An 18,764-nucleotide genomic window follows, 5' to 3' on the forward strand; every position below is an offset into this window, starting at 1 on the left:
CACCTTACTTAATATATAATTTTTGTTACTAATTTACTATTTACATTAAGCCTAGTTAAAGTTATTGTATTTACAGGAATTGATTTCCATTCAGCAATTTACATTTTGGTTTCGAAGTGTTAAAGGAGGGATGATAGAACAATACCGCGTACAAATGTATGTCTTCCCTGTCGGCTCAGAATCAGATGTGAAAAATTGAAATTAGAGGAGCGAGAACTGTGAAAGCAATGAAAAAACTTTTTGCTGGATTGATGATGTTTACTCTGATTTTTGGTGTATCCTTTACCGGATCGGCATTTGCCAGCGGTAATGAGGTTAAGCTTATTGACTCAGATGTCGGCGTTATTTATAAACCTGGATATGTCGGATTCAGCGGCAATATTGAAGTTGCTAATCTGGGACCCGTGAAGAATGTGACTGTCCACTACACGACAGATAACACAAATTGGTATGATACGAGTGCATCTTATGTTGGGGCGACGGATGTAGACCATGAGAAATGGCATTTTGGCATTTCCAGAACTGATTCTTCAACAGATCATTTAGAGTTGAAGAATCTGGACTTCATTAAATTCGCAATCAAATACGAAGTGAATAACCAGACCTATTGGGATAACAACGGGGGAGCGAATTATTACAATCAAGTGAATCATAACGTACCCCTTAGATCCGTGATTTTGGGAGCCCCCAATGTGCTTAACGCCAATAGTACGTTGAGCAATGGTGAATTCAGCGGAAATATCTATGTGAAGAATCTGAATCCGGCGAAATCAGTAAAAATACTGTACACAACGGACGACTGGGCGACGACTCATGAGGCCTACGCCGTTTATACGGGCTCTTTGAATAATTTCAATAGTGTTGAAAACTGGAATTACAGTATCAATGTTCCAAGTGCTACAAATGTTAAATATTCGATTGAGTATACAACTGGCGGTCAAACGTATTGGGATAATAACTATGGCCATAATTACGAGGTATTCTAATTTATTTTAGTATCATTCAAAAGCAGGATCACAGGCGGTTTTTTATCCGCTCGTGATCCTTTTCTCTGTGGGGACCAAGTATCTCCACTATTTATAACGCTGTTTGGTGGATTGAACTTATAATTCTTCTATTTTGGGATTGGTCGTGACTACAGAGAATGTTTGGACTTCCGGCCGCTGTTACTCCTACAGTTCCAAAATCCTCACAAAGTGAATAAAAAAAATGCCCGTCAGCCGAAGCCGTTGGGCAGATAAATAATATTTTATTAGTGAAAAACTGTAAGCGATCCATCTATTGGGCTATCCATATCATTTAAAATACCAAAGTAATATGTCTTATTTTGATTGAGATTATAGAACATTGCATTTGCAGTTACGCCAACAGTCCCCTTATAGGTTGCAGCAACATTACCAGTTGTAAGTTCATAAGCAACAATTCTATATTTTCCAGTTGCCCCATGATTCACCGGGGTAGTAGTAACATTGATATATATTATTGTCTCACTATTAACAGGAAAATAATTATTCGTAAATTCATCGTCCTCTACATAAGAGAAAGAGCCTGCATAAGAGTTATTTGCCAAGTTCCAAAAGTCAGTTGGAGCATTACTTCCTCTTGCAGCAACGTTTTTCTCTGTCAGAACTTGCACAGGCTCTGCGGATAGAGGGACAGTGATATTAGGGACATCAGTAACTTGAGCAGTAGAATTAGTCTCAGTCTGTGTTGTATTCAAATCATCTACGAAATTGCTACTTGGAACAACCTGAGCAATTCTGGCAGGTGCATCCGAAGCATTTGGTGTAGAACTTGCCGCCGATACAGAAACAGAGATGGAAGTTAGCATAAATGCTGTAGCTAAAACGGTAAACACTTTTTTATTTTTCACCACTCAACCTCCTTTCTATATTATTGTAACATTACCATTTTAACACATAATTATAATAACAAAATAATAGATACACCCTATTAGTGTACTGAATTCTAAGCATTAACTCAGGTCACTTTGTATCGTCGCCAACCTGCAGCATACGGTAACCTACTCCGATATGGGTTTGAATGTACTTTGGCTGAGAAGGTTGCTTCTCTATTTTCTTTCTCAAAGTTGCCATAAATACGCGCAAGGCAGGGATGTCATAGGTATGACTGCCCCAGATTTCATGCAGGATGTAATTATGGGTTAATACTTTTCCCACATTTTTGGCCAGCAGGCAGATTAGCTTGTATTCAATGGGAGTGAGATGGATTTCTTCTTCGTCCAACAATACTATGCCTGCCGAATAATCGATTCTGAGACTTCCGTTAGTAAAAATAGATGCATCCTTCAGCAGCTTGTCACTATCGTAGCGGATACGCCGCAGGCTGACCCTGAGCCTTGCCAGCAGTTCTTCCACGCTGAAGGGTTTGGTCAGATAATCGTCTGCGCCTGCATCCAGCGCGTCGATTTTGTCCCGGTCTTCACTGCGGGCGCTGACCACAATAATCGGGATATTCGACCATGCCCGAACCTTCTTAATAATATCTACGCCATCCATATCGGGAAGTCCAAGGTCCAGTATCATAATATCTGGCTGCTTGGAGACCGCCTCCAGAATCGAGGCCTGGCCTGTTTCAGCTGTATGGTACTTATAGCCCTGCGTTTCCAGTGTTGTAGTAATCAATTTGCGGATGGGCTTGTCATCCTCGACGACAAGAATTAAAGGCTTATTCATGAACAACCACCTCCACGGCCTGCAGGGTAAAGCGGAATACTGTACCTTGCGGAACATTATCTTTCACACTTATTGTGCCTCCATGAGCAGTGACAATAGATTTACACAATGAAAGCCCGAGTCCCAGTCCGCGGCGGCCATCTCCGCGGATATTATCCGCCGTATAGAACATGTCAAACAGCTTGGCCTTCGCTTCTTCCGGAATACCGGGACCATCATCGGAAATCTCTACACTGACCATTTCTTTATCGCGTCTCGCCGAGACTGTAATATGCGACCCGGTCCCGGTATATTTAATTGCGTTGTCGACAATATTGATCAGGACCTGAATAATCAGCCGGGAATCCATTTTAGCCATAAGCAGCTCTTCATCAAGTACGGTGCTGATCATATGATCTATGCTGCTCCGATGAATATGAAGCAAAGCTTCCGCAATAACCTCCTCCAGAAGCTCTCCCTGCATATTCAGATTTAATGACCCATTATCAATCCGGGTGATGGACAGCAGGTTCTCCACCAGATTAATAAGCCACATGGAATCATCATAAATATCGGTGTACAGCCCCTTCTTCTGTTCCTCGCTCAACACCTTGGAATTCCCGATGAGGATTCCTGCATTGCCGGATATACTGGTCAGGGGGGTACGCAAATCGTGGGAGATTCCCCGCAGCAGGTTCGCCCGCAGCTGTTCCTGCTGGATTTGGATCGAGATTTCTTTTTGTTTTTCATTTAGCATTTCTTTTTCCAGCGCCAGCGCACATTCTCCCAGCATGGCAATCATCAGACTTTTCTCAAAAACCTCAAGTGGGTCTTCCTTATCCATGGCAATGGCTGCCACTGCAAATACGCAATCGCCGCCCCGCACCGCATGATACAGGCAACTGGCGGCCGAAAAGGTATCTGTGGTAGCCCCGGCCCGTTTGTTATTCTTATAGACCCAGTCCGCAACCGCTTGTTCATTTCCGCCCGAAAACTCCAGAGGGTCCACAGCTGACTCTTCCTTTAAAAAAACGAGCGGCTCAGATAAGCTGTCTTGCTGCACCGGATAAAAAATAATCGTTCTGTCCAGCAGCTTCACCATTTGCTGTGCCGTCTCATGAATGATTGCCGTGGTGTCTTTGGCCTGCTGCAGTTTACGGCTTGTCTCCAGAAGCACCTCTGTCCGGTAAGCCTTTTGCGCAGATTGCCGGGCCTGCTCTTTTACCCGCATAGTCAGAGTGCTCGTGATAAAGGAAGCCGACAGCATCACCAGGAAGGTAACCGGATAACCCGAACCATACGCCTGTAAAGAAAAATAAGGTTTGGTAAAAAAGTAATTAAACACAAGCACACTGACAACCGAAGACACAGCGCTGTACAGCCGGCCTCCGGTAACCATCGCATTGAGCAGCACACCCAGAATATAGACCGTGATAATATTGGCTTCCCTGAAACCGAGATAATTAAACCACAGTCCGATTAAGGTGCAGACAACCAGAATTCCAGTTGTCTTGGCTGTATCAGCCAGCGACAGCTCGGGATAGCTCACATATTGCGGAAATCTTTTATAGAACGTAGGCTGGGTGTCCGGAATAATATAAATGTCGATATTGGGTGCAGATGCGGTCAGCTTATCAGCCAAATTCGCTTTTGCAAACCACTTCTTTTTGTTATGGGAGCGCCCCACCACGATCTTCGAAACCCGGCTTGCTTTGGCATACTCCGCAATCTGTCCAGGAATATCTTCTCCGTAGACTGTGGCAATTTGTGCGCCAAGCTGCTCTGCGAGCCGAAAGTTTGCCCTAAGTTCCGCCTTGTTTTTTTGGGTTAGCTTTTGCGTCTTCGGTGTCTCCACGAACAATGCGGTGAATTCCCCGTGAAAAGCCTCCGCCATTCTCGCCGCCGTGCGGATTACCTTTTTATTGGTAGCCGCCGAAGAAAGGCAAACTAGGACATGGTCTTTGGCATAATATTCGTTGGTTTTTACCTGAGTACCGATGTGTGAAGCGATTCTGTTCAATTGATTTGCCGTGTACCGCAGTGCAATCTCACGCAAGGCAGTCAGTTTTTCTTTGTTATACAAATGGGCATTTGCCCTTTGTGCTTCTTCATCCGGATAGATGTTTCCCTTGTTCAGGCGGTCGATCAAATCATCGGGTTCAATATCAACCAGTTCAACCTGATCGGCACTATCGAATACACTATCAGGAATACGCTCATCTACAGAAATACCGGTTATTGAAGCAACTACATCCTGCAGGCTTTCAATATGCTGCACATTAATGGTCGTATAGACATGGATTCCAGCGCGTAGCAGCTCGCCTATATCCTGATATCTTTTCTTATGCCTTCTGCCAGCCGCATTGATATGGGCCAGATCATCCAACAGGATAAGATCAGGTCTTCTCCGGATCGCACGGTCCAGATCAAACTCCTTTGTAAGCGTTCCGTTATGGGTGACTTCCAGTAGCGGCATAAGCTCCAGACCCTTGAGCAGAATCAGTGTCTCCGGCCTGTGATGAGACTCAATATAGCCTGCAGCAACATCAATTCCGGCTTTTTGTTCCTCATGGGCGGCACTCAGCATGGCACAAGTCTTGCCGACACCTGCCGCGTAACCGAAGAATATTTTCAGTCTTCCAAGTCTTTTCTCTTCCGGCATATCAGGAATTTGTTCAAATACGGAAGCTGAGCCGGTGCGGTTTGTTGCCATTTGGCTACCCCTTTTACAATATCTTCGCTTTTAGCGCTAGTATATCATGAGCAAAATCTGCATAGTGTTACAACTTTGGCTGTGGTATTAAGATTGTATTAAGATAAAATGGGCTGACCCCCGAGGATTAGATCAACCTGCTCTTTGGCACCTTTCCAGGTGGTAAGCAGCGGAAACGCATATTGCTCCCGGGCCTTCAGGTTCCAAGGATGTGGAATGCAGAGTACTTTCCTTCCCTCCTGCAGTGCTGGCACCAAATTATGTACCCCGTCATCAATGAGCAGATCGTAGTTAATCAGCGACTTCCGCTTACAAGGAAAGAAGTTCTCGATTGGAATAAAGGGCATATGCTTCTGAAGCCAGTTCCACTTCTCTACGACAGTCTTCGGCTGTGCAGCCGTAACGATAATTACATCATAAGCGTTATGCAGCTTCTCCATTTCCCCGACGACATGTTCGTCGAACAGTTCAAGCTCCTCATACAGACCAGGTCGCCCGTAGAAAATTTCCTGAGTACAATCCGGATGACGCAGATGATCGGTATCCCAATCAAGCATATCTTCATAACGCAGCAGATGCGTAGGAAAATCATTGTTGTTATGGTATATCGCCCGCTTGACCAGATGACAAATCGTATCATCCATATCCACGGCAATAATTGGCTTTCTCATATATGTACCCCCATAGGTTGTTTCTAGTTTTTAGTATTGCTTTATTTATATTCGCTTATATTGCTGTTTTAGTCGAGAGCAACTTTATCGCAAGAAAAAATTCAAGGCAGGAAATATAAAAAGCCAAGCGCCTCTAGTAAGGGGTGCTTGACTTCTTTGTTTGGAGCGGCTCATTTGTGAACTATTAGTTCCCTGGATATGCAGTGGTTAGGAATTCATTTACTTCCTCTGCGATCTTCTTGGAATACGTCCAATGCAGATAATGATGTCCTTCCAATACGACGAGCTTGTTTGAAGCTACATTCTTCAGCTGGGTTTCGTAAAAGGTAATGTTGGATTTGCCTTCTTCATTCACTTTGTCAGGCTTGGTAGTAAAAATCATTACAGGTACGTTTGAAGGGAATGACAGGTTCTTTGTTTTTTTGATATTGTTGTTAATTTCGTTTGTTTCATTTACTACATTCTTATTATAGGCATTCCATGCAGTGAGGATCTTGGTCAGCTTTAAATTCTCTTCAGAATAAGTTCCATCAGCAGAAATAGGCAGAATACTCTTGGGATTGACATAAGATGCCAATCTTGCTAACCCGGTTGGTGCCGCCAAGCTCATATATTTTGGCATCGCGGGCGCAGACTCTTTGAAATACTCTATCGCCTGCGGCAAGGCTGGATCAATGCCTATAACTGCCTTTACCTCAGACGGATATTTATTGACATAATACATGCTATAAATTCCGGATATAGAGTGGGACATTAGAACATAAGGACCTTTTACATTAGCCTTTTGCAAAGCGGTCCGCCATTCCTCGACGATGTTTTCCACCGTTCGTTGCTTTGAAGTCTGCTCACTCCAGCCAGATCCGAAAGGCTCCAGGACGACCACTTTGTTGTTTTGAGCTAACGCATTCATCAAAGGTTCGAAATCCAAGACAGGTGCTGCCGTTCCCAGTCCGCTTAATAGAACAATGGTGTTTCCCGTCTCACCTTTGCTGTACACATGCATTTTCTTGCCGGAGACTTCCAAGAGTTGGCCCCATGCAGGGTATTTCTTTTGTTCGTATTTGGTCACAAGCATATTGGCAACCACACCGAGAATCAAGACTACTAATAATAGCAGTCCAATACTTCTAACAATTCTCCAAAATTTAAACTTCTTTTTCTCTTCCATTGGTTTCACTGCTCCCTGTAACAAGTCTTTGAATGTAAACGGATAATTGTCTCTCCCCTACTCTTCTATTGTAAAAGACATAGTTTAAAAGCCGGGTTGGTGAAAGGTTAAATTCCGTTTAAATTAAAATACCATTTACAGGAAACAGCGCCTATTTTTGCGATGAGAACTCTACAGTTTGCGTGTCCATAATCGGATTCCAATACCGCTCAATAGTTAAGGTTAGCGGTTGCGGGTATTCAGCGGCTTCCTTTCCAAAATTATAGAGGTATTGATCTACGGCCGTACTCTCCTTGTTCGAAGAACTTCTACTGATTTGGCCGTTCTCACCAGCCGTTTTGTGAGATTGACCATTAGCATCGGTAAAGGTATCCGACAGCCGCATACTAATGATACTGTTCAATGGGAATTTCTTAAACGTTTGCTGGAACAGGATCTTTCCAGCTTCCGCCCCCTCTTCAAATTCAATAATGGAAAGGTCTGTGTTCGGAGCTTCGATCATCTGCTTTTTGCTTAGATCGACTTTAATTTTCATTTGATCTTTATCCAGAGCGGCAATTCCGAAGGTCTTCAATGTGGCAGCGTCCGGCTGGCCGTCCTGGGTGTTCTTAAAGTAAAGCGTGGACTTGGAGCGGTCCGAATAGACCTCGGAATTATCTGCTGTAATTATCCCGGGGTAGTACGATTTCACCGTCTTTCCTGCGCTTTTAACAATCAGTACAGGCTCAATCAGGCTGAAGACTTGTTTATCATTATTCTTCTCAAATTCCAAATCCACATAGGTGTTCAGCGGAGTATAGAGCACCTGATTCACTTTAATGGTCTGACCATCAACAATCAGATTGCTTTCGGGATGTAGCGTTCGTGTCTGTTCCTTGAACATGTCCGGATCAAGCTCGAAAGGAATTGACAGGTTAGTCTGGAGTCCCTTGCCTGAAGTTTGGTACAGCATCACATTCCATGTCACTTCCTTAGGATAGTCAACCGTGGGTGACAGGTTATTCGTATAGATGAAATAGGAGGTTTGGCCCGCGTTGATTTGACTACTATGAGCAGTTATCTCTAAACTCGCTCCGATAGACGCTGCTTCAAAAGCTCCAAAATCCAATGAGAAATCAGCATGAGATACCGTTTGGTCCGTATTGTTGTGTACACTATACAGAATAAACAGCTTGCGTGTGTCCGCGACGGCGCCCATCACTTCGACCCGCAGGCCGTTTTTTTCCACGCTCTGGTAGACAGGCTTTATAAGATTCCGGTCTAGTATGCTTTGAAAAGACCTATCTCTCATGGAGGCTCTGCTAAACTTCGCGGAATCAGTCCATGATTTAGTGGTAGCCGTGTAGCTCGGCGGAGATTGTTCGGCAACTTCCGTTCCTGGAGCATCATTGATACTAAAAAGAAACAGTGCTGCTGCAGCGGCTGCGATTACTACACCCATTCCGTAGAAATAGCTACGCCGCTTTTCGCGTTTTTTCCCCTGCATGATTCCTCCTCGCATTGCATTATAGAGTTTCATTTCCTCAAGGGATTCAGCCTTATGCTTTACTTCATCCACATTCTGGCGCAGAACGCGTTCTTCTTTGTCAATCATGTTCTTTCACCTCCCGTATCTCTACAGATATTCCCGCAGTTGCTTAAGTCCCTCGCGAAGCCAGGTTTTAACCGTACCCTCCGGTTTTTGCAGCACACTGGCAATTTGGGCAGTGGTCATGTCCTGGTAGTATTTTAGAATCACCACATGCCGGTATTTCGGCTTCAACCGGTCCATCGCCCGTTCCAGGTCAATCCGTTCATTGCTTTTCATTTCCTGCGCCGCTGCTTCTATCAGCGTCTCCGCCGGAAACACACGTTTTTTGCGCCGGAGTTCATCCATGCAGCAGTTGATGGTAATTCGTATCACCCAGGATGTAAAGGCTTGCTCGTCTTTGAGCTTTTTGCGCTTGATCCATGCCCGGCAAGACGCTTCCTGCACCACTTCCAGCGCGTCAGCTTCAGTTCTCAGGTAGCTGAACGCGATCGAGTACAGCTTGCGGTGCTCCACATACAGCCGTTGAAAAAAAGCTTCTTCATCCATCTGTGCAACATCCACCATTCTGACCTCTTTCATAGTATTTTCTACCATCGCCACTCCCCCTCTCTTTCTTTAGTGCTGGCATGTAGAAGAGGCCCTCTGAAAGAGTTCATGTAAGTAAGACGCCGTTCAACGGGAAAACGATTGATTTATTTTTATAAGGTGCAGCATACACGCAACAAACCGCGCTCATATGTTATACCGCAGATCAACCTTCCTTTAATGTTCTCAAAAGGGTATAATTAACTAATAATGAAGCAAGGAGCTGATTTATATGTTTGATGGCAATAGCTCTCCTCCGCCCCGTACAACAGACCATTTAGGCCATAAAGCCAACTTTGATGTAAACGAACAGAAGCTTCACTCCCGGGGCGTTCCCAGTCTGTGGGATGAAATATCCAGCTGGCTGATCATCGCCGGAATCATCGCTGTAATATATCTGCTGTTCAAAATATTTTAGCTCAATAAAATGACCGTATCCTGGCAAAATCGCCTGGGCACGGTCATTTTTCATTTATGCGTTGCATCGGGAGCAACTCCCTGAAACCCAAGCTTTACAAGTTTCTCAATATAGGCATCGTCAAGTGTTTCACCGGTTAATAATAATCTGTAGAAAATAGGCCCGTAAATGAGATCCGTACATATCCCGATATCGAGTTCTGCATGTAGCTCCCCCCGCTTGACGCCTTGCTCCAACAACTGTCTGGCCTCCAGCCTGCGCGGCTTAAAATACCGTGTGCGGTACGCCTCTGCCAGACCCTCATCGAGTTGTCCTTCACCGATAATCTCGGTAATCATTTTGCCTTCCCGGCTAATCAGGAAACGTGCCAGATTCGTGGCGTGGATAAGAATGTCCTTGTACACCGAACCTGTATCAGGCAACGGAAGCCTTTCTGTAGTCGCCGAAAGGAAGCCATCCATTACAACTGCTGCTTTATTGGGCCACCACTTATAGATCGTAGCTTTACTAACCCCGGCACGCTCTGCAATTTTCTCAACGGTTACTGCCGCAAAACCATGCTCAAGAAGCAGTTCATAAGACGATTTCAGGATCGAACTCTGAGTCTCCATGTTACGTGGACGCCCTCGTTTGGTATTCATACTATCAGTCCCTTCGCAAAATAACTTCACAATCCCACAATTATAAATACTATACGTTCATTATACTTAATTGCCAATAAAAAAGAAAATCAAAATCGTCTATTTACAAAACGATACGTTCAGTATATTATTTGATTATAAATTAATGAACTGAACGTTCAGTATATTATTTAAACCAAACTTTTAATGAACGAGGAGGATTACAATGCAAAATGAACAAGAAGTTAAGGATCAGCCTATTCCGGGATGGATTACCTTTCTGCTCGCGGCCTCATGTGGTATCATCGTTGCCAATCTTTATTACGCACAAACGTTAGTGGGTCCGATCAGTGCTGCAACAGGGCTGTCCTCAGCAGCAGCAGGATTAATAGTTACCATTACTCAAATCGGTTATGTTCTGGGTCTGCTGTTCATTGTACCGCTTAGTGATATTATCGAAAACCGGCGTCTTGCCGTGGTTTCGCTGATCGTCGTCATAATTGCTCTAGTGGCCGCGACTTTCGTCCATCATGCAGCCCTGTTCCTGACGGCTTCCTTTTTTATTGGATTAGGTTCTGTTGTCGCTCAAATTCTGGTCCCTTATGCTACTTATTTGGCTTCTGAAGAACAACGTGGACGTGTGGTGGGCAATGTGATGAGCGGACTTCTGCTCGGCATTATGTTCTCCCGTCCATTAGCCAGCTTTACTGCAAGCTTCTGGGGATGGCGGTCTGTATTTGCAATCTCCGCGGTTCTGATTGCTGTACTGTCGGTCTTGCTGTCGCGGATTCTTCCGAAACGTATGCCCTCGCGGGCAATGAACTATGGAGAGTTAACCCTGTCGCTGGTTACTTTATTCAAGCAAACGCCGGTATTGCGGCGCCGCGCCTTTTATCAAGCTTCTCTTTTTGGAGCCTTCAGCCTTTTCTGGACGGCAGTCCCTTTACATTTGGCAGATGAGTTCGGATTGTCCCAGCAAGGAATTGCATGGTTTGCTTTAGCCGGTGTGGGAGGAGCCGTAGCCGCTCCAATCGCCGGACGTCTGGCGGACAAAGGCTGGACCCGCCGTTTAACCGGACTGGCGATGGTTTTGGCTACACTCTCCTTTCTGTTGGCTTTTCTGCTTCAAGGCCATTCTAGAGCAGTCCTTCTCCTGCTTGTACTCGCCGCTATTGCCCTGGATATGGCTGTGTCGGGAAATCTCGTGCTTGGACAGCGTGCAATTTATTCACTCGGGAATGAGGCCAGAGGCCGGCTAAATGGTCTGTTCATGTCCATATTCTTTATGGGCGGGGCTATTGGATCCTCCTTGGGAGGCTGGTCCTATGCTCATGGCGGCTGGAGCTTCACCTCGCTGATCGGAACGGTCTTGCCGCTGCTGGCGTTGCTTTACTTTTTTACGGAGAAAAAAAGCGGAGTGAACAACATTTAACCCTTTGGTGAGACGCGGATGATATTTAGTGCTTTTTTGAAACGGTTCATAGTGGTAAAAAAGGCGTCCCCTCTGCAGAAACTCGGCTGAAGGGGCGCCTTCATTTGCAAATAATCCCCCAATTTTCCGGGGAGTTACATTATAATAAGGCTATACAGGCTTGTTTACATAAATGAACATTATTGGAGTGTGGTAATGATGAAGCTGAAATTTAATTTATTTCCTGGCGGGATGTCCAAAGCACTCACCATGAGTTATGATGACGGGCAAAAACACGATATTCGTCTGGCCGGATTATTTGATCAATATGGGATCAGAGGAACCTTTCATCTCAACAGCGCAATGCTGAACGCTCCCGGATTTCTTACGAATGATGATGTACGGGCCATAGCCCGCAATCATGAAATATCGGCGCATTCTGTAACCCACCCGCATTTGGACCGACTGCCATTACCCATGGTGGTAGAGGAGCTATTGGAAGACCGCAGACGGCTGGAGCAGCTTGTAGACTATCCGATTCGGGGAATGTCTTATCCCTATGGTTCGTATTCGGCAGCTATCATCCCTCCGCTACAAACAGCAGGTATTGAATACAGCCGTACTGTTGTTTCCACCAGGCAGTTTGATGTCCCTCTTGATTTTATGGAATGGCATCCTACTTGTCATCACAAGGACGAGCTTGAGGGGATTTGGGAGCGCTTTACTACCGAAGGACCTTCGCAGAAGTTCAGGCTCTGCTATGTTTGGGGGCACAGCTTTGAGTTCGAGCGTCAGAACAACTGGGAACTGATCGAAGCCTTTTGCCGGAAAGCCGGCGGTCACTCCGATGTATGGTATGCAACAAATGTCGAAATCATGGATTATATTCAAGCTGTCCGTTCCTTGAAGTTTAGTGTCGACCGCAAGATCATCCGCAATCTTTCCTCCGTGGACATTTGGCTATCCATTAATGACAAGCCCGTTTGCATTAAAGGCGGCGGTACCTATATCTCAAAGTAATTCAGTGTACAAGCTGCCGGTTCTCCCGGCATCTTGTTGCGGCTGCTTAACTTCAATCTACATGGGTTTTGCCTGCGGATAATCAGTCAGCCCCTTCATTACAAACTCCGCCATGTAATCCATAATCTGCGGAAAATGCTGAATCCCGATTTCATCTTTATGGGTGTCTATAATAATAATTCCTGTGAAAAAAGCCATGATCAGCTCAACATCCAGGTCATTTCTTATCTTTCCTTCAGCTTGCCAGCGTCTGAACAGTTCTGCAAAACTGTCATATAAGAAATCAACCTGATCGACGCCGTTCTCTTCACGGTATTGCTGCTCAATCTTGACGAAAACGTCTTTGTTAAACCATTCTTTAAGGATCGGGTTTGAATTCATTCCATTAATGTTTAATTCTATTAATTTTTTGATCAGCGCCAGAGGTTCCTCGTTTAAGTCGATGGATTTCATAATGCTTTTTTTCAGCTTCACATTTTCTTCCAGGAATATCTCCAGAAACAGCTTCTCTTTAGAAGAGAAGTAATTATAAAATGTGCCTACTGCAATCCCGGCCGCTTTTGTAATGTCGGAGACATTGGTTTGTTTAAAACCTTTCGTACTGAAGATTGCTTTACCATTGTTAAAAATCTCTGTTCTCTTATCCTCCACTCTATTGCCCTCCGATAGATAGATATATAGTTACTGTTATTTGCTATGAGCGTTTAGCCATTCTTTTTCCCATTCCATCGAAAATGCGACCAGCCATTTTTTTGACAAGCCCTAAGGAAACCGGGTAATAGTACCCCGATTCAAACCAGCCGTTTTCCTTGTAATACCGGTAATCCTTAGACTTATCGTCGAGCATTAGCTGAATGCTGGTACGGGACATACGGAATGTCATCAGCCTGAAAAAAGAAGGAACTGGTGGTGCTGGACGCATAAGGTTCTTGTAAAATCTCGCAGAAGCTTTATTGATTTCCCGGGTTATTTTATTCTGCGCAGCTTCACTTCGGGGCTCAAGCGTCGTCAGGACACAGCCTTTGGAGACCCGAAATCCGAAGTTCCCCCCCATACTGCTAAGATACTTGACGATAGCGTTGCCTCCAAAGATTCCCTGATTAACAATCGCCGTAAAGGTCTTCCCGAAAAAACGCGGTCTATGGAAAGTAAAAGCAAGCCGGTCCAGCAGGTTCTTCATTGGTGCGGATACATGAAATGCGTAATTGGGAGTGGCAAAAATAACTCCGTCTGATTGGATCATCTTTTCCATCAGAATGTCACGATCATCATGCAATGGGCAATATTCCTCCCCTTTATCAAAACATACCTTACAACCCCGGCAATATTCAAGCTGATAATCTTTCAGAAATACGATTTCGAACTCAATATTACCATAAGCTTTGAGATTACGCTCAAATTCACATACTGCCTTGTAAGTCGAATGCTTCTGATGATTTCCGATAAATGCAGTAACTTTTTTCATTGAAGCCCCTCCAGTATCTTCTGTGTTTAAGTCGAATTTCCTAGTGAATTAGCAAATGAATGAATTTATATTTATTCATTCATATCATAACATGAATATTCTACTCTGTCAGGATTGATATCCAGGTTTATACAAAAAGGCCTGCCCGAGATATTCCTTCATGGAATCATTCTCAGGCAGGAGCTTTTAGTTAATCTTATTGAATGGTCAACTTAAACCCATTTTGGATGAAGTATAACGCTGGATAAGCGATATTACTTGTCGTCAGGTTCTTAAACGTTGCAGAACCATTGCCGGTATAAGTGTAGATCGCCGCACCCATATGAGGCCCCGCGAACCGCGAGCTGGTAATCCCGTCAAGTCCAGTACCGTTAATATTGATATTGTTAAACACAATATTCTCAAATCCGCTTCCGTAGCCGAACTGAACTGCATCCCGCTGAGTGTTGATGATATCAATATTGGTGAATGTTACGTTCTTGATCGGATCATTGGAAGCCTCCAGATCTATCGCTCCGCGTTCTCCATCGTACAAGTCTTTACTGGTTCCGCTGTTGATTATGGTTGTATCCGTGAATACAATGCCGGTGTTGTTCTGGAAATGATATCCCGGGAACACCGTGTTCATTCGGATTCCGGAACCTCCAACGGTGTCAATGATGTAGTTGTGATCCGCCTTATGCCCGCTTCCGCCAAAGAAGGCGATAGCCGCTGCACGCCAGTTATTCTCGATTGTATTGTAGGAGAAGACATTGTTTACACCGGCAGGTGCACCATTGGTATTGCTGGTCCACACCGCAAGACCGTCATCTCCGTTATTCCGCACGCTGCTGTTACGTACGGTGGAGTTGCTTGTTCCTTGGGCGAAGTTGATTCCGTCGGCGAGGTTGTTGCGGATGCGGCTGTTCTCGACCACCAGCCCGCTGGCATAGATTGCCGGAGTATGCCCATAGTCCCCTACCCACATGCCGCATTCAAAATGCTCTACCCAGACGTCATGGATGATGGAATTGGTTCCGAAATTGTCCATGAAACCCTTGTAAATCGCATTTTGCCCATATCTGGAACGCAGATTCGAATTAAGATACACATTGCTGAAATCAAGCTTGCCTGTTATTCGGAGCGAAATGCCTCCACCCGCCGCATTTGGATTGGTAAACTGGAGATTTGTATGCCAGTAACCCGCTCCAGTAATTGTTATGTTGCTGATCATTTTACTGATTGAGCCAATCTGCCACATGCTGCTGAGGTTGAAGGTTCCTGCCGGAATGTAAAGTGTTTTCCCGCCTGCAACTGCTGCAGTAACGGCAGAATTGAAAGCAGCAAGATCATCCTTATTGTCATTCGCCATTGCCCCGTAATCCGTTACAGAAACTGCACCTGCCGGACGTGAGACAGCCGCCGGAACGGGCTCAATTTCAATGAAATCCACACCATATTCTAGGCTGTCCCCGTTATTCTTCTGAATGCGTATCGTATCTCCCGGTTGCAGCGCTGTGTCCATTTTCCAATGCACTTCATCAAACCTGAACAGCGGGCGTCCTGCACTAGGAGCATCTCCCGGCATATCGCCCGAGAAATACTGCCAGCTGTAATAGGAGCTCAGTGGAATAGTCTTGGCCTTGACTCCATTTACATATACATCCAGCGAACCGTTAAGTCCCATACCATCTGCCGAATCTGGCATGGTGAATCTCATGGTTACACCCGCACCGCCTTCACCCGGTCTTACTGTCCACTGGGCATAAGAACCGTTCGAGGGCAGTGCCACATAACGCTGGCCGGAAGCCTCCGAAGCAATCAATGCCTGATTGAACGTAGGTGCACTCTTCAGGGCTGCAGCTCCACCTCGGGCAGCGTCATCGGTGTCGTACCGTGTGTAGGGTACACTTGCCCCACGAAGAGAATATACAACCAGATTTGTTGTATTTACATTGTTAGCCTGCTTTGCCGTCACTTCGTTGGCGTCTGCGGCAACGGTAGTAGTTACGGTATAGTTGCCATTAAGCGCTGCCCAAGTCCCCGGAATTGCAACATGAACAGATGCTCCGGCAGCAAGGGTACCACTGTAGGAGCCGTTAAAGGTTTGAATGGTTGAACCTGCAGAATTCTTAAGCACTACAGTGACTCCATGAGCACCATTTGCTGAACCCATGGTTCCCTGATTTTTCAGATTCACAGTAAAGTTGACAGCTTTATTGGCAACCGGGTTGCTTGGTGTCCACGATACTCTACCCACCAGATCTGAGCTAGTCACAGGAGCGACAACAAGCGATGCTGGGTTCGTATAGCTGTTGTTGGTGTCGTTCTGCTCAATAATAAGGTTGCTCTTATCAACTTTGGCGTTTAAGGCGTAGGATGCAGCGGCTTTTGTTCCGATATTCAGCGAAACGTTCGCCGACCCGCCTGCCGCTAATACGCCTACCGGGGAAGTTCCGGCAAGTTCACTGTTCAGGTAAAAATTCACCGTTGAGGCTGCGGAACTTGCATTGCCGTTGTTCTTAACCGTTGCATTTAACGTGATCGCACTGCCCTCAACAGGGGCGGCAGGTGTCCAAGATATGCCGCTAATCAGGAGATCCGGGTTCGGTGCAGGTGTACCGAACACTTGAAATTCAGCAATCTGTCCGGCGGGTGCGCCGGAATTTGCTGTGATGTTAAGCTGTATGCGTTTGACCGTTGCGTTCACCGGAATAGTGACCGTATTGCCGGAGGACGGATTAAACGTATACGATTGTACGGATACCAGACTGCCGAAAGCCGTCGTGTCCTGGTTATGGCCGAGCACTTGAATGGTTTGTGTGCGCTTACCCCATCCAGTGGACGGATTAAGCTTGAGCACGACCGATGTAACGTTGTAATTTGCGCCGAGATCAAGCGTTAATGTACTTGGCTTGCCGCTGCCTTCCCAGTATGTGCTCGTATTATTATCGTTTGCATTAGCAGCCACGTACGATTGTGTGCTTGAGGATGCGCTGATTGGTTTGCCGGTGGCAATGTTGCTGCCCGGAGAAGTCGTTGGAGTTGCTGTCGGGTTGACTGTTGGTGTCGGTGTAACCGTTGGTGAAGCTGTTGGTGTAATTGTTGCTGTAGGAGTCGCTGTTGGTGTCGGTGTTGGCGTAATACTGCCGGTACCATAAATTTCGAATTCAGAGAGTTGTGCAGCTGGCCAGCCGGTATTGGCTGTTACGTTCAGACGGACGTAACGTGTACTGACAGCGGTAAAATGAATGGTAACTGAATTGCCTGCCACCGCCGGATTAAATACGTACTCCTTTGAACCGACAATATCTGTAAACGTGGTGCCGTTCGTGCTGCCTTGGATGGCCAGCGTTTGCGTACGGGTTTCCCAGCCTGCAGGAACTTTGAGTACCATTTGATCCATGCTCGTACTTGCTCCAAGATCGACACTAATCCATTGGGGGAATGCACTGTTTGTGCTTTCCCAGTAGGTTTCCTGCTTGCTGTCTTTGATGTAGTCCGGGCTGTACGTTTGAGATTGTCCACTCGACGTTACGTGCTTTCCCAGCGTCAGGTTCGTTCCGCCAGCCGCAGATACGGGTGCGAAAGGCCCAACGGCCAGGAACCAGCTTGAGATCAGCAGAATGACTACAAGTGAGCCTGCAAGATACTTGCTGCGCATGATACTCCTCCTCCAAAATGTGTAGGTGCCTGATCGTAGCTGTAGCCGATGCTCCTCCTTTCTATGCAATACACCTTCATTATAGAGATTACGCAGAATAACTTATGAGAGGTATTTCTACGGAAAAGATGGCCGATACCATGAATAATCCAGTGCCGATCGTTATCATTGAAGATGAATTATTAAAGCGGGACGCACACCGTAACAAGCTAGATTGACACGTCCATAACTGCGAATACTGCTGCGAGGGCCAATAAAAAACGCGCGCGAAGAATTGCCAAGCTGAGTTCTCAGCCACCACCAGGAGCAGCCCAATTCTTCACCCTCCTCGGTGATATAGTCATTTTTCACTTTTTTATTATACACGTACAAGTGGCATCCATCGTTCTTTTTTATTCTGGCAAATTCTGTTGCTATTGCCCGCCGTTTCGCACTTAAAGAGACTTCATCAAGTTTATAGGTCAGTTCTTTCACCTCCAGAACACTGGGCAAAAAAACCTTGTCCTCCGTGTCTGCACTACCCTCTCCATTGTCAGCGCAATGTGTAGTCTTGATGAATCTCTTCTCGGAGTCATTGAACGCGGCATTATAAAACTCATCGTTCAGCCACCTTCGCAACTCAGAGTCACGCCATGTAATATCGGCATACTCCCCATGATATCGCCTGCAATCCAAAATGTACTCGCTCAAAATGAATAGCTCACTACCCGAATTTTGCAGCACCCGCCACTTAATCGGTGTTCTGTCCCCGCCGCCAACAGTCTGCGGATAAGTGCCGAAAGTAAAGATTTCGCCGGGCTTTGCGCTCAAGTGCAGCGTGAAAGCAAAATTTTCTTCTTCCATT

Annotated in this window: 16 protein-coding genes; 4 read left to right on the forward strand and 12 right to left on the reverse strand. The window is 45.7% G+C overall.

Going from position 1 to position 18,764, the window contains the following annotated elements:
* Positions 1–227 precede the first annotated feature (227 nt).
* A complete protein-coding gene (locus tag AC3WT9_RS06000) occupies positions 228–986 on the forward strand; it encodes a hypothetical protein (RefSeq protein ID WP_341380368.1) in 759 nt (252 codons plus the stop codon).
* A gap of 266 nt (positions 987–1,252) precedes the next feature.
* Here the strand turns inward: AC3WT9_RS06000 and AC3WT9_RS06005 are convergent, their stop codons facing one another.
* From AC3WT9_RS06005 to AC3WT9_RS06035, 7 genes are all read right to left on the reverse strand, one after another.
* The gene (locus AC3WT9_RS06005; protein WP_341093077.1) at positions 1,253–1,873 is read right to left on the reverse strand and encodes a hypothetical protein; all 621 of its coding nucleotides are present in this window, start codon (positions 1,871–1,873) and stop codon (positions 1,253–1,255) included.
* Positions 1,874–1,985: 112 nt separating this feature from the next.
* Positions 1,986–2,696 carry a response regulator gene (locus tag AC3WT9_RS06010; RefSeq protein WP_341093076.1) on the reverse strand — a complete coding sequence of 237 codons (711 nt, stop codon included), beginning with the start codon at positions 2,694–2,696 and terminating at the stop codon, positions 1,986–1,988.
* Positions 2,689–5,388, reverse strand: coding sequence for an ATP-binding protein (locus AC3WT9_RS06015; protein ID WP_341093075.1), 2,700 nt, complete (start codon positions 5,386–5,388; stop codon positions 2,689–2,691). The genes AC3WT9_RS06010 and AC3WT9_RS06015 overlap by 8 nt, the downstream gene beginning before the upstream one ends.
* A gap of 98 nt (positions 5,389–5,486) precedes the next feature.
* Complete coding sequence (locus tag AC3WT9_RS06020; RefSeq protein WP_341093074.1) at positions 5,487–6,059, reverse strand: 5' nucleotidase, NT5C type; 573 nt, start codon at positions 6,057–6,059, stop codon at positions 5,487–5,489.
* Between the two features lie 184 nt (positions 6,060–6,243).
* Positions 6,244–7,227 (reverse strand): alpha/beta fold hydrolase, encoded by a 984-nt coding sequence (locus AC3WT9_RS06025; RefSeq protein WP_341378564.1) that lies wholly within the window; start codon positions 7,225–7,227, stop codon positions 6,244–6,246.
* Between the two features lie 151 nt (positions 7,228–7,378).
* Positions 7,379–8,821, reverse strand: a complete 1,443-nt coding sequence (locus AC3WT9_RS06030) for a hypothetical protein (RefSeq protein ID WP_341378563.1) — start codon at positions 8,819–8,821, stop codon at positions 7,379–7,381.
* A gap of 21 nt (positions 8,822–8,842) precedes the next feature.
* Positions 8,843–9,352, reverse strand: coding sequence for a sigma-70 family RNA polymerase sigma factor (locus AC3WT9_RS06035; protein WP_341378562.1), 510 nt, complete (start codon positions 9,350–9,352; stop codon positions 8,843–8,845).
* A 223-nt stretch (positions 9,353–9,575) separates the two neighbouring features.
* On the opposite strand from AC3WT9_RS06035, the gene AC3WT9_RS06040 reads away from it, so the two are divergent.
* Complete coding sequence (locus AC3WT9_RS06040; protein WP_341093070.1) at positions 9,576–9,761, forward strand: hypothetical protein; 186 nt, start codon at positions 9,576–9,578, stop codon at positions 9,759–9,761.
* A gap of 50 nt (positions 9,762–9,811) precedes the next feature.
* On the opposite strand, the gene AC3WT9_RS06045 is transcribed toward AC3WT9_RS06040, so the two are convergent.
* Positions 9,812–10,402, reverse strand: coding sequence for a TetR/AcrR family transcriptional regulator (locus AC3WT9_RS06045; RefSeq protein ID WP_341378561.1), 591 nt, complete (start codon positions 10,400–10,402; stop codon positions 9,812–9,814).
* Positions 10,403–10,607: 205 nt separating this feature from the next.
* On the opposite strand from AC3WT9_RS06045, the gene AC3WT9_RS06050 reads away from it, so the two are divergent.
* Both AC3WT9_RS06050 and AC3WT9_RS06055 read left to right on the forward strand, forming a co-directional pair.
* Entirely contained in the window at positions 10,608–11,813 is a 1,206-nt protein-coding gene (locus AC3WT9_RS06050) for an MFS transporter (protein ID WP_341378560.1), read from the forward strand.
* 195 nt (positions 11,814–12,008) lie between these two features.
* Positions 12,009–12,812, forward strand: coding sequence for a polysaccharide deacetylase family protein (locus tag AC3WT9_RS06055; protein ID WP_341093066.1), 804 nt, complete (start codon positions 12,009–12,011; stop codon positions 12,810–12,812).
* Between the two features lie 57 nt (positions 12,813–12,869).
* Here AC3WT9_RS06055 and AC3WT9_RS06060 read toward each other — a convergent pair whose 3' ends face one another.
* The 4 genes from AC3WT9_RS06060 to AC3WT9_RS06075 form a co-directional block, all read right to left on the reverse strand.
* Positions 12,870–13,463, reverse strand: a complete 594-nt coding sequence (locus tag AC3WT9_RS06060; protein WP_341093065.1) for a TetR/AcrR family transcriptional regulator — start codon at positions 13,461–13,463, stop codon at positions 12,870–12,872.
* 43 nt (positions 13,464–13,506) lie between these two features.
* Positions 13,507–14,277 (reverse strand): flavodoxin family protein, encoded by a 771-nt coding sequence (locus AC3WT9_RS06065; protein ID WP_341378559.1) that lies wholly within the window; start codon positions 14,275–14,277, stop codon positions 13,507–13,509.
* Between the two features lie 196 nt (positions 14,278–14,473).
* Complete coding sequence (locus tag AC3WT9_RS06070; protein ID WP_341378558.1) at positions 14,474–17,920, reverse strand: discoidin domain-containing protein; 3,447 nt, start codon at positions 17,918–17,920, stop codon at positions 14,474–14,476.
* Between the two features lie 165 nt (positions 17,921–18,085).
* Positions 18,086–18,763, reverse strand: coding sequence for a DUF6273 domain-containing protein (locus AC3WT9_RS06075; protein WP_341378557.1), 678 nt, complete (start codon positions 18,761–18,763; stop codon positions 18,086–18,088).
* Position 18,764: the final 1 nt, after the last annotated feature.

The sequence above is a fragment of the Paenibacillus sp. EB106-06-01-XG199 genome, assembly GCF_058791575.1.

Coding starts and splice junctions, on each gene's coding strand:
- AC3WT9_RS06065 (WP_341378559.1), bottom strand. CDS start 14,277: ATGAAAAAAGTTACTGCATTTATCGGAAATCATCAGAAGCATTCGACT.
- AC3WT9_RS06045 (WP_341378561.1), bottom strand. CDS start 10,402: ATGAATACCAAACGAGGGCGTCCACGTAACATGGAGACTCAGAGTTCG.
- AC3WT9_RS06030 (WP_341378563.1), bottom strand. CDS start 8,821: ATGATTGACAAAGAAGAACGCGTTCTGCGCCAGAATGTGGATGAAGTA.
- AC3WT9_RS06035 (WP_341378562.1), bottom strand. CDS start 9,352: ATGGTAGAAAATACTATGAAAGAGGTCAGAATGGTGGATGTTGCACAG.
- AC3WT9_RS06070 (WP_341378558.1), bottom strand. CDS start 17,920: ATGCGCAGCAAGTATCTTGCAGGCTCACTTGTAGTCATTCTGCTGATC.
- AC3WT9_RS06025 (WP_341378564.1), bottom strand. CDS start 7,227: ATGGAAGAGAAAAAGAAGTTTAAATTTTGGAGAATTGTTAGAAGTATT.
- AC3WT9_RS06020 (WP_341093074.1), bottom strand. CDS start 6,059: ATGAGAAAGCCAATTATTGCCGTGGATATGGATGATACGATTTGTCAT.
- AC3WT9_RS06075 (WP_341378557.1), bottom strand. CDS start 18,763: ATGGAAGAAGAAAATTTTGCTTTCACGCTGCACTTGAGCGCAAAGCCC.
- AC3WT9_RS06000 (WP_341380368.1), top strand. CDS start 228: ATGAAAAAACTTTTTGCTGGATTGATGATGTTTACTCTGATTTTTGGT.
- AC3WT9_RS06040 (WP_341093070.1), top strand. CDS start 9,576: ATGTTTGATGGCAATAGCTCTCCTCCGCCCCGTACAACAGACCATTTA.
- AC3WT9_RS06010 (WP_341093076.1), bottom strand. CDS start 2,696: ATGAATAAGCCTTTAATTCTTGTCGTCGAGGATGACAAGCCCATCCGC.
- AC3WT9_RS06055 (WP_341093066.1), top strand. CDS start 12,009: ATGATGAAGCTGAAATTTAATTTATTTCCTGGCGGGATGTCCAAAGCA.
- AC3WT9_RS06050 (WP_341378560.1), top strand. CDS start 10,608: ATGCAAAATGAACAAGAAGTTAAGGATCAGCCTATTCCGGGATGGATT.
- AC3WT9_RS06015 (WP_341093075.1), bottom strand. CDS start 5,388: ATGGCAACAAACCGCACCGGCTCAGCTTCCGTATTTGAACAAATTCCT.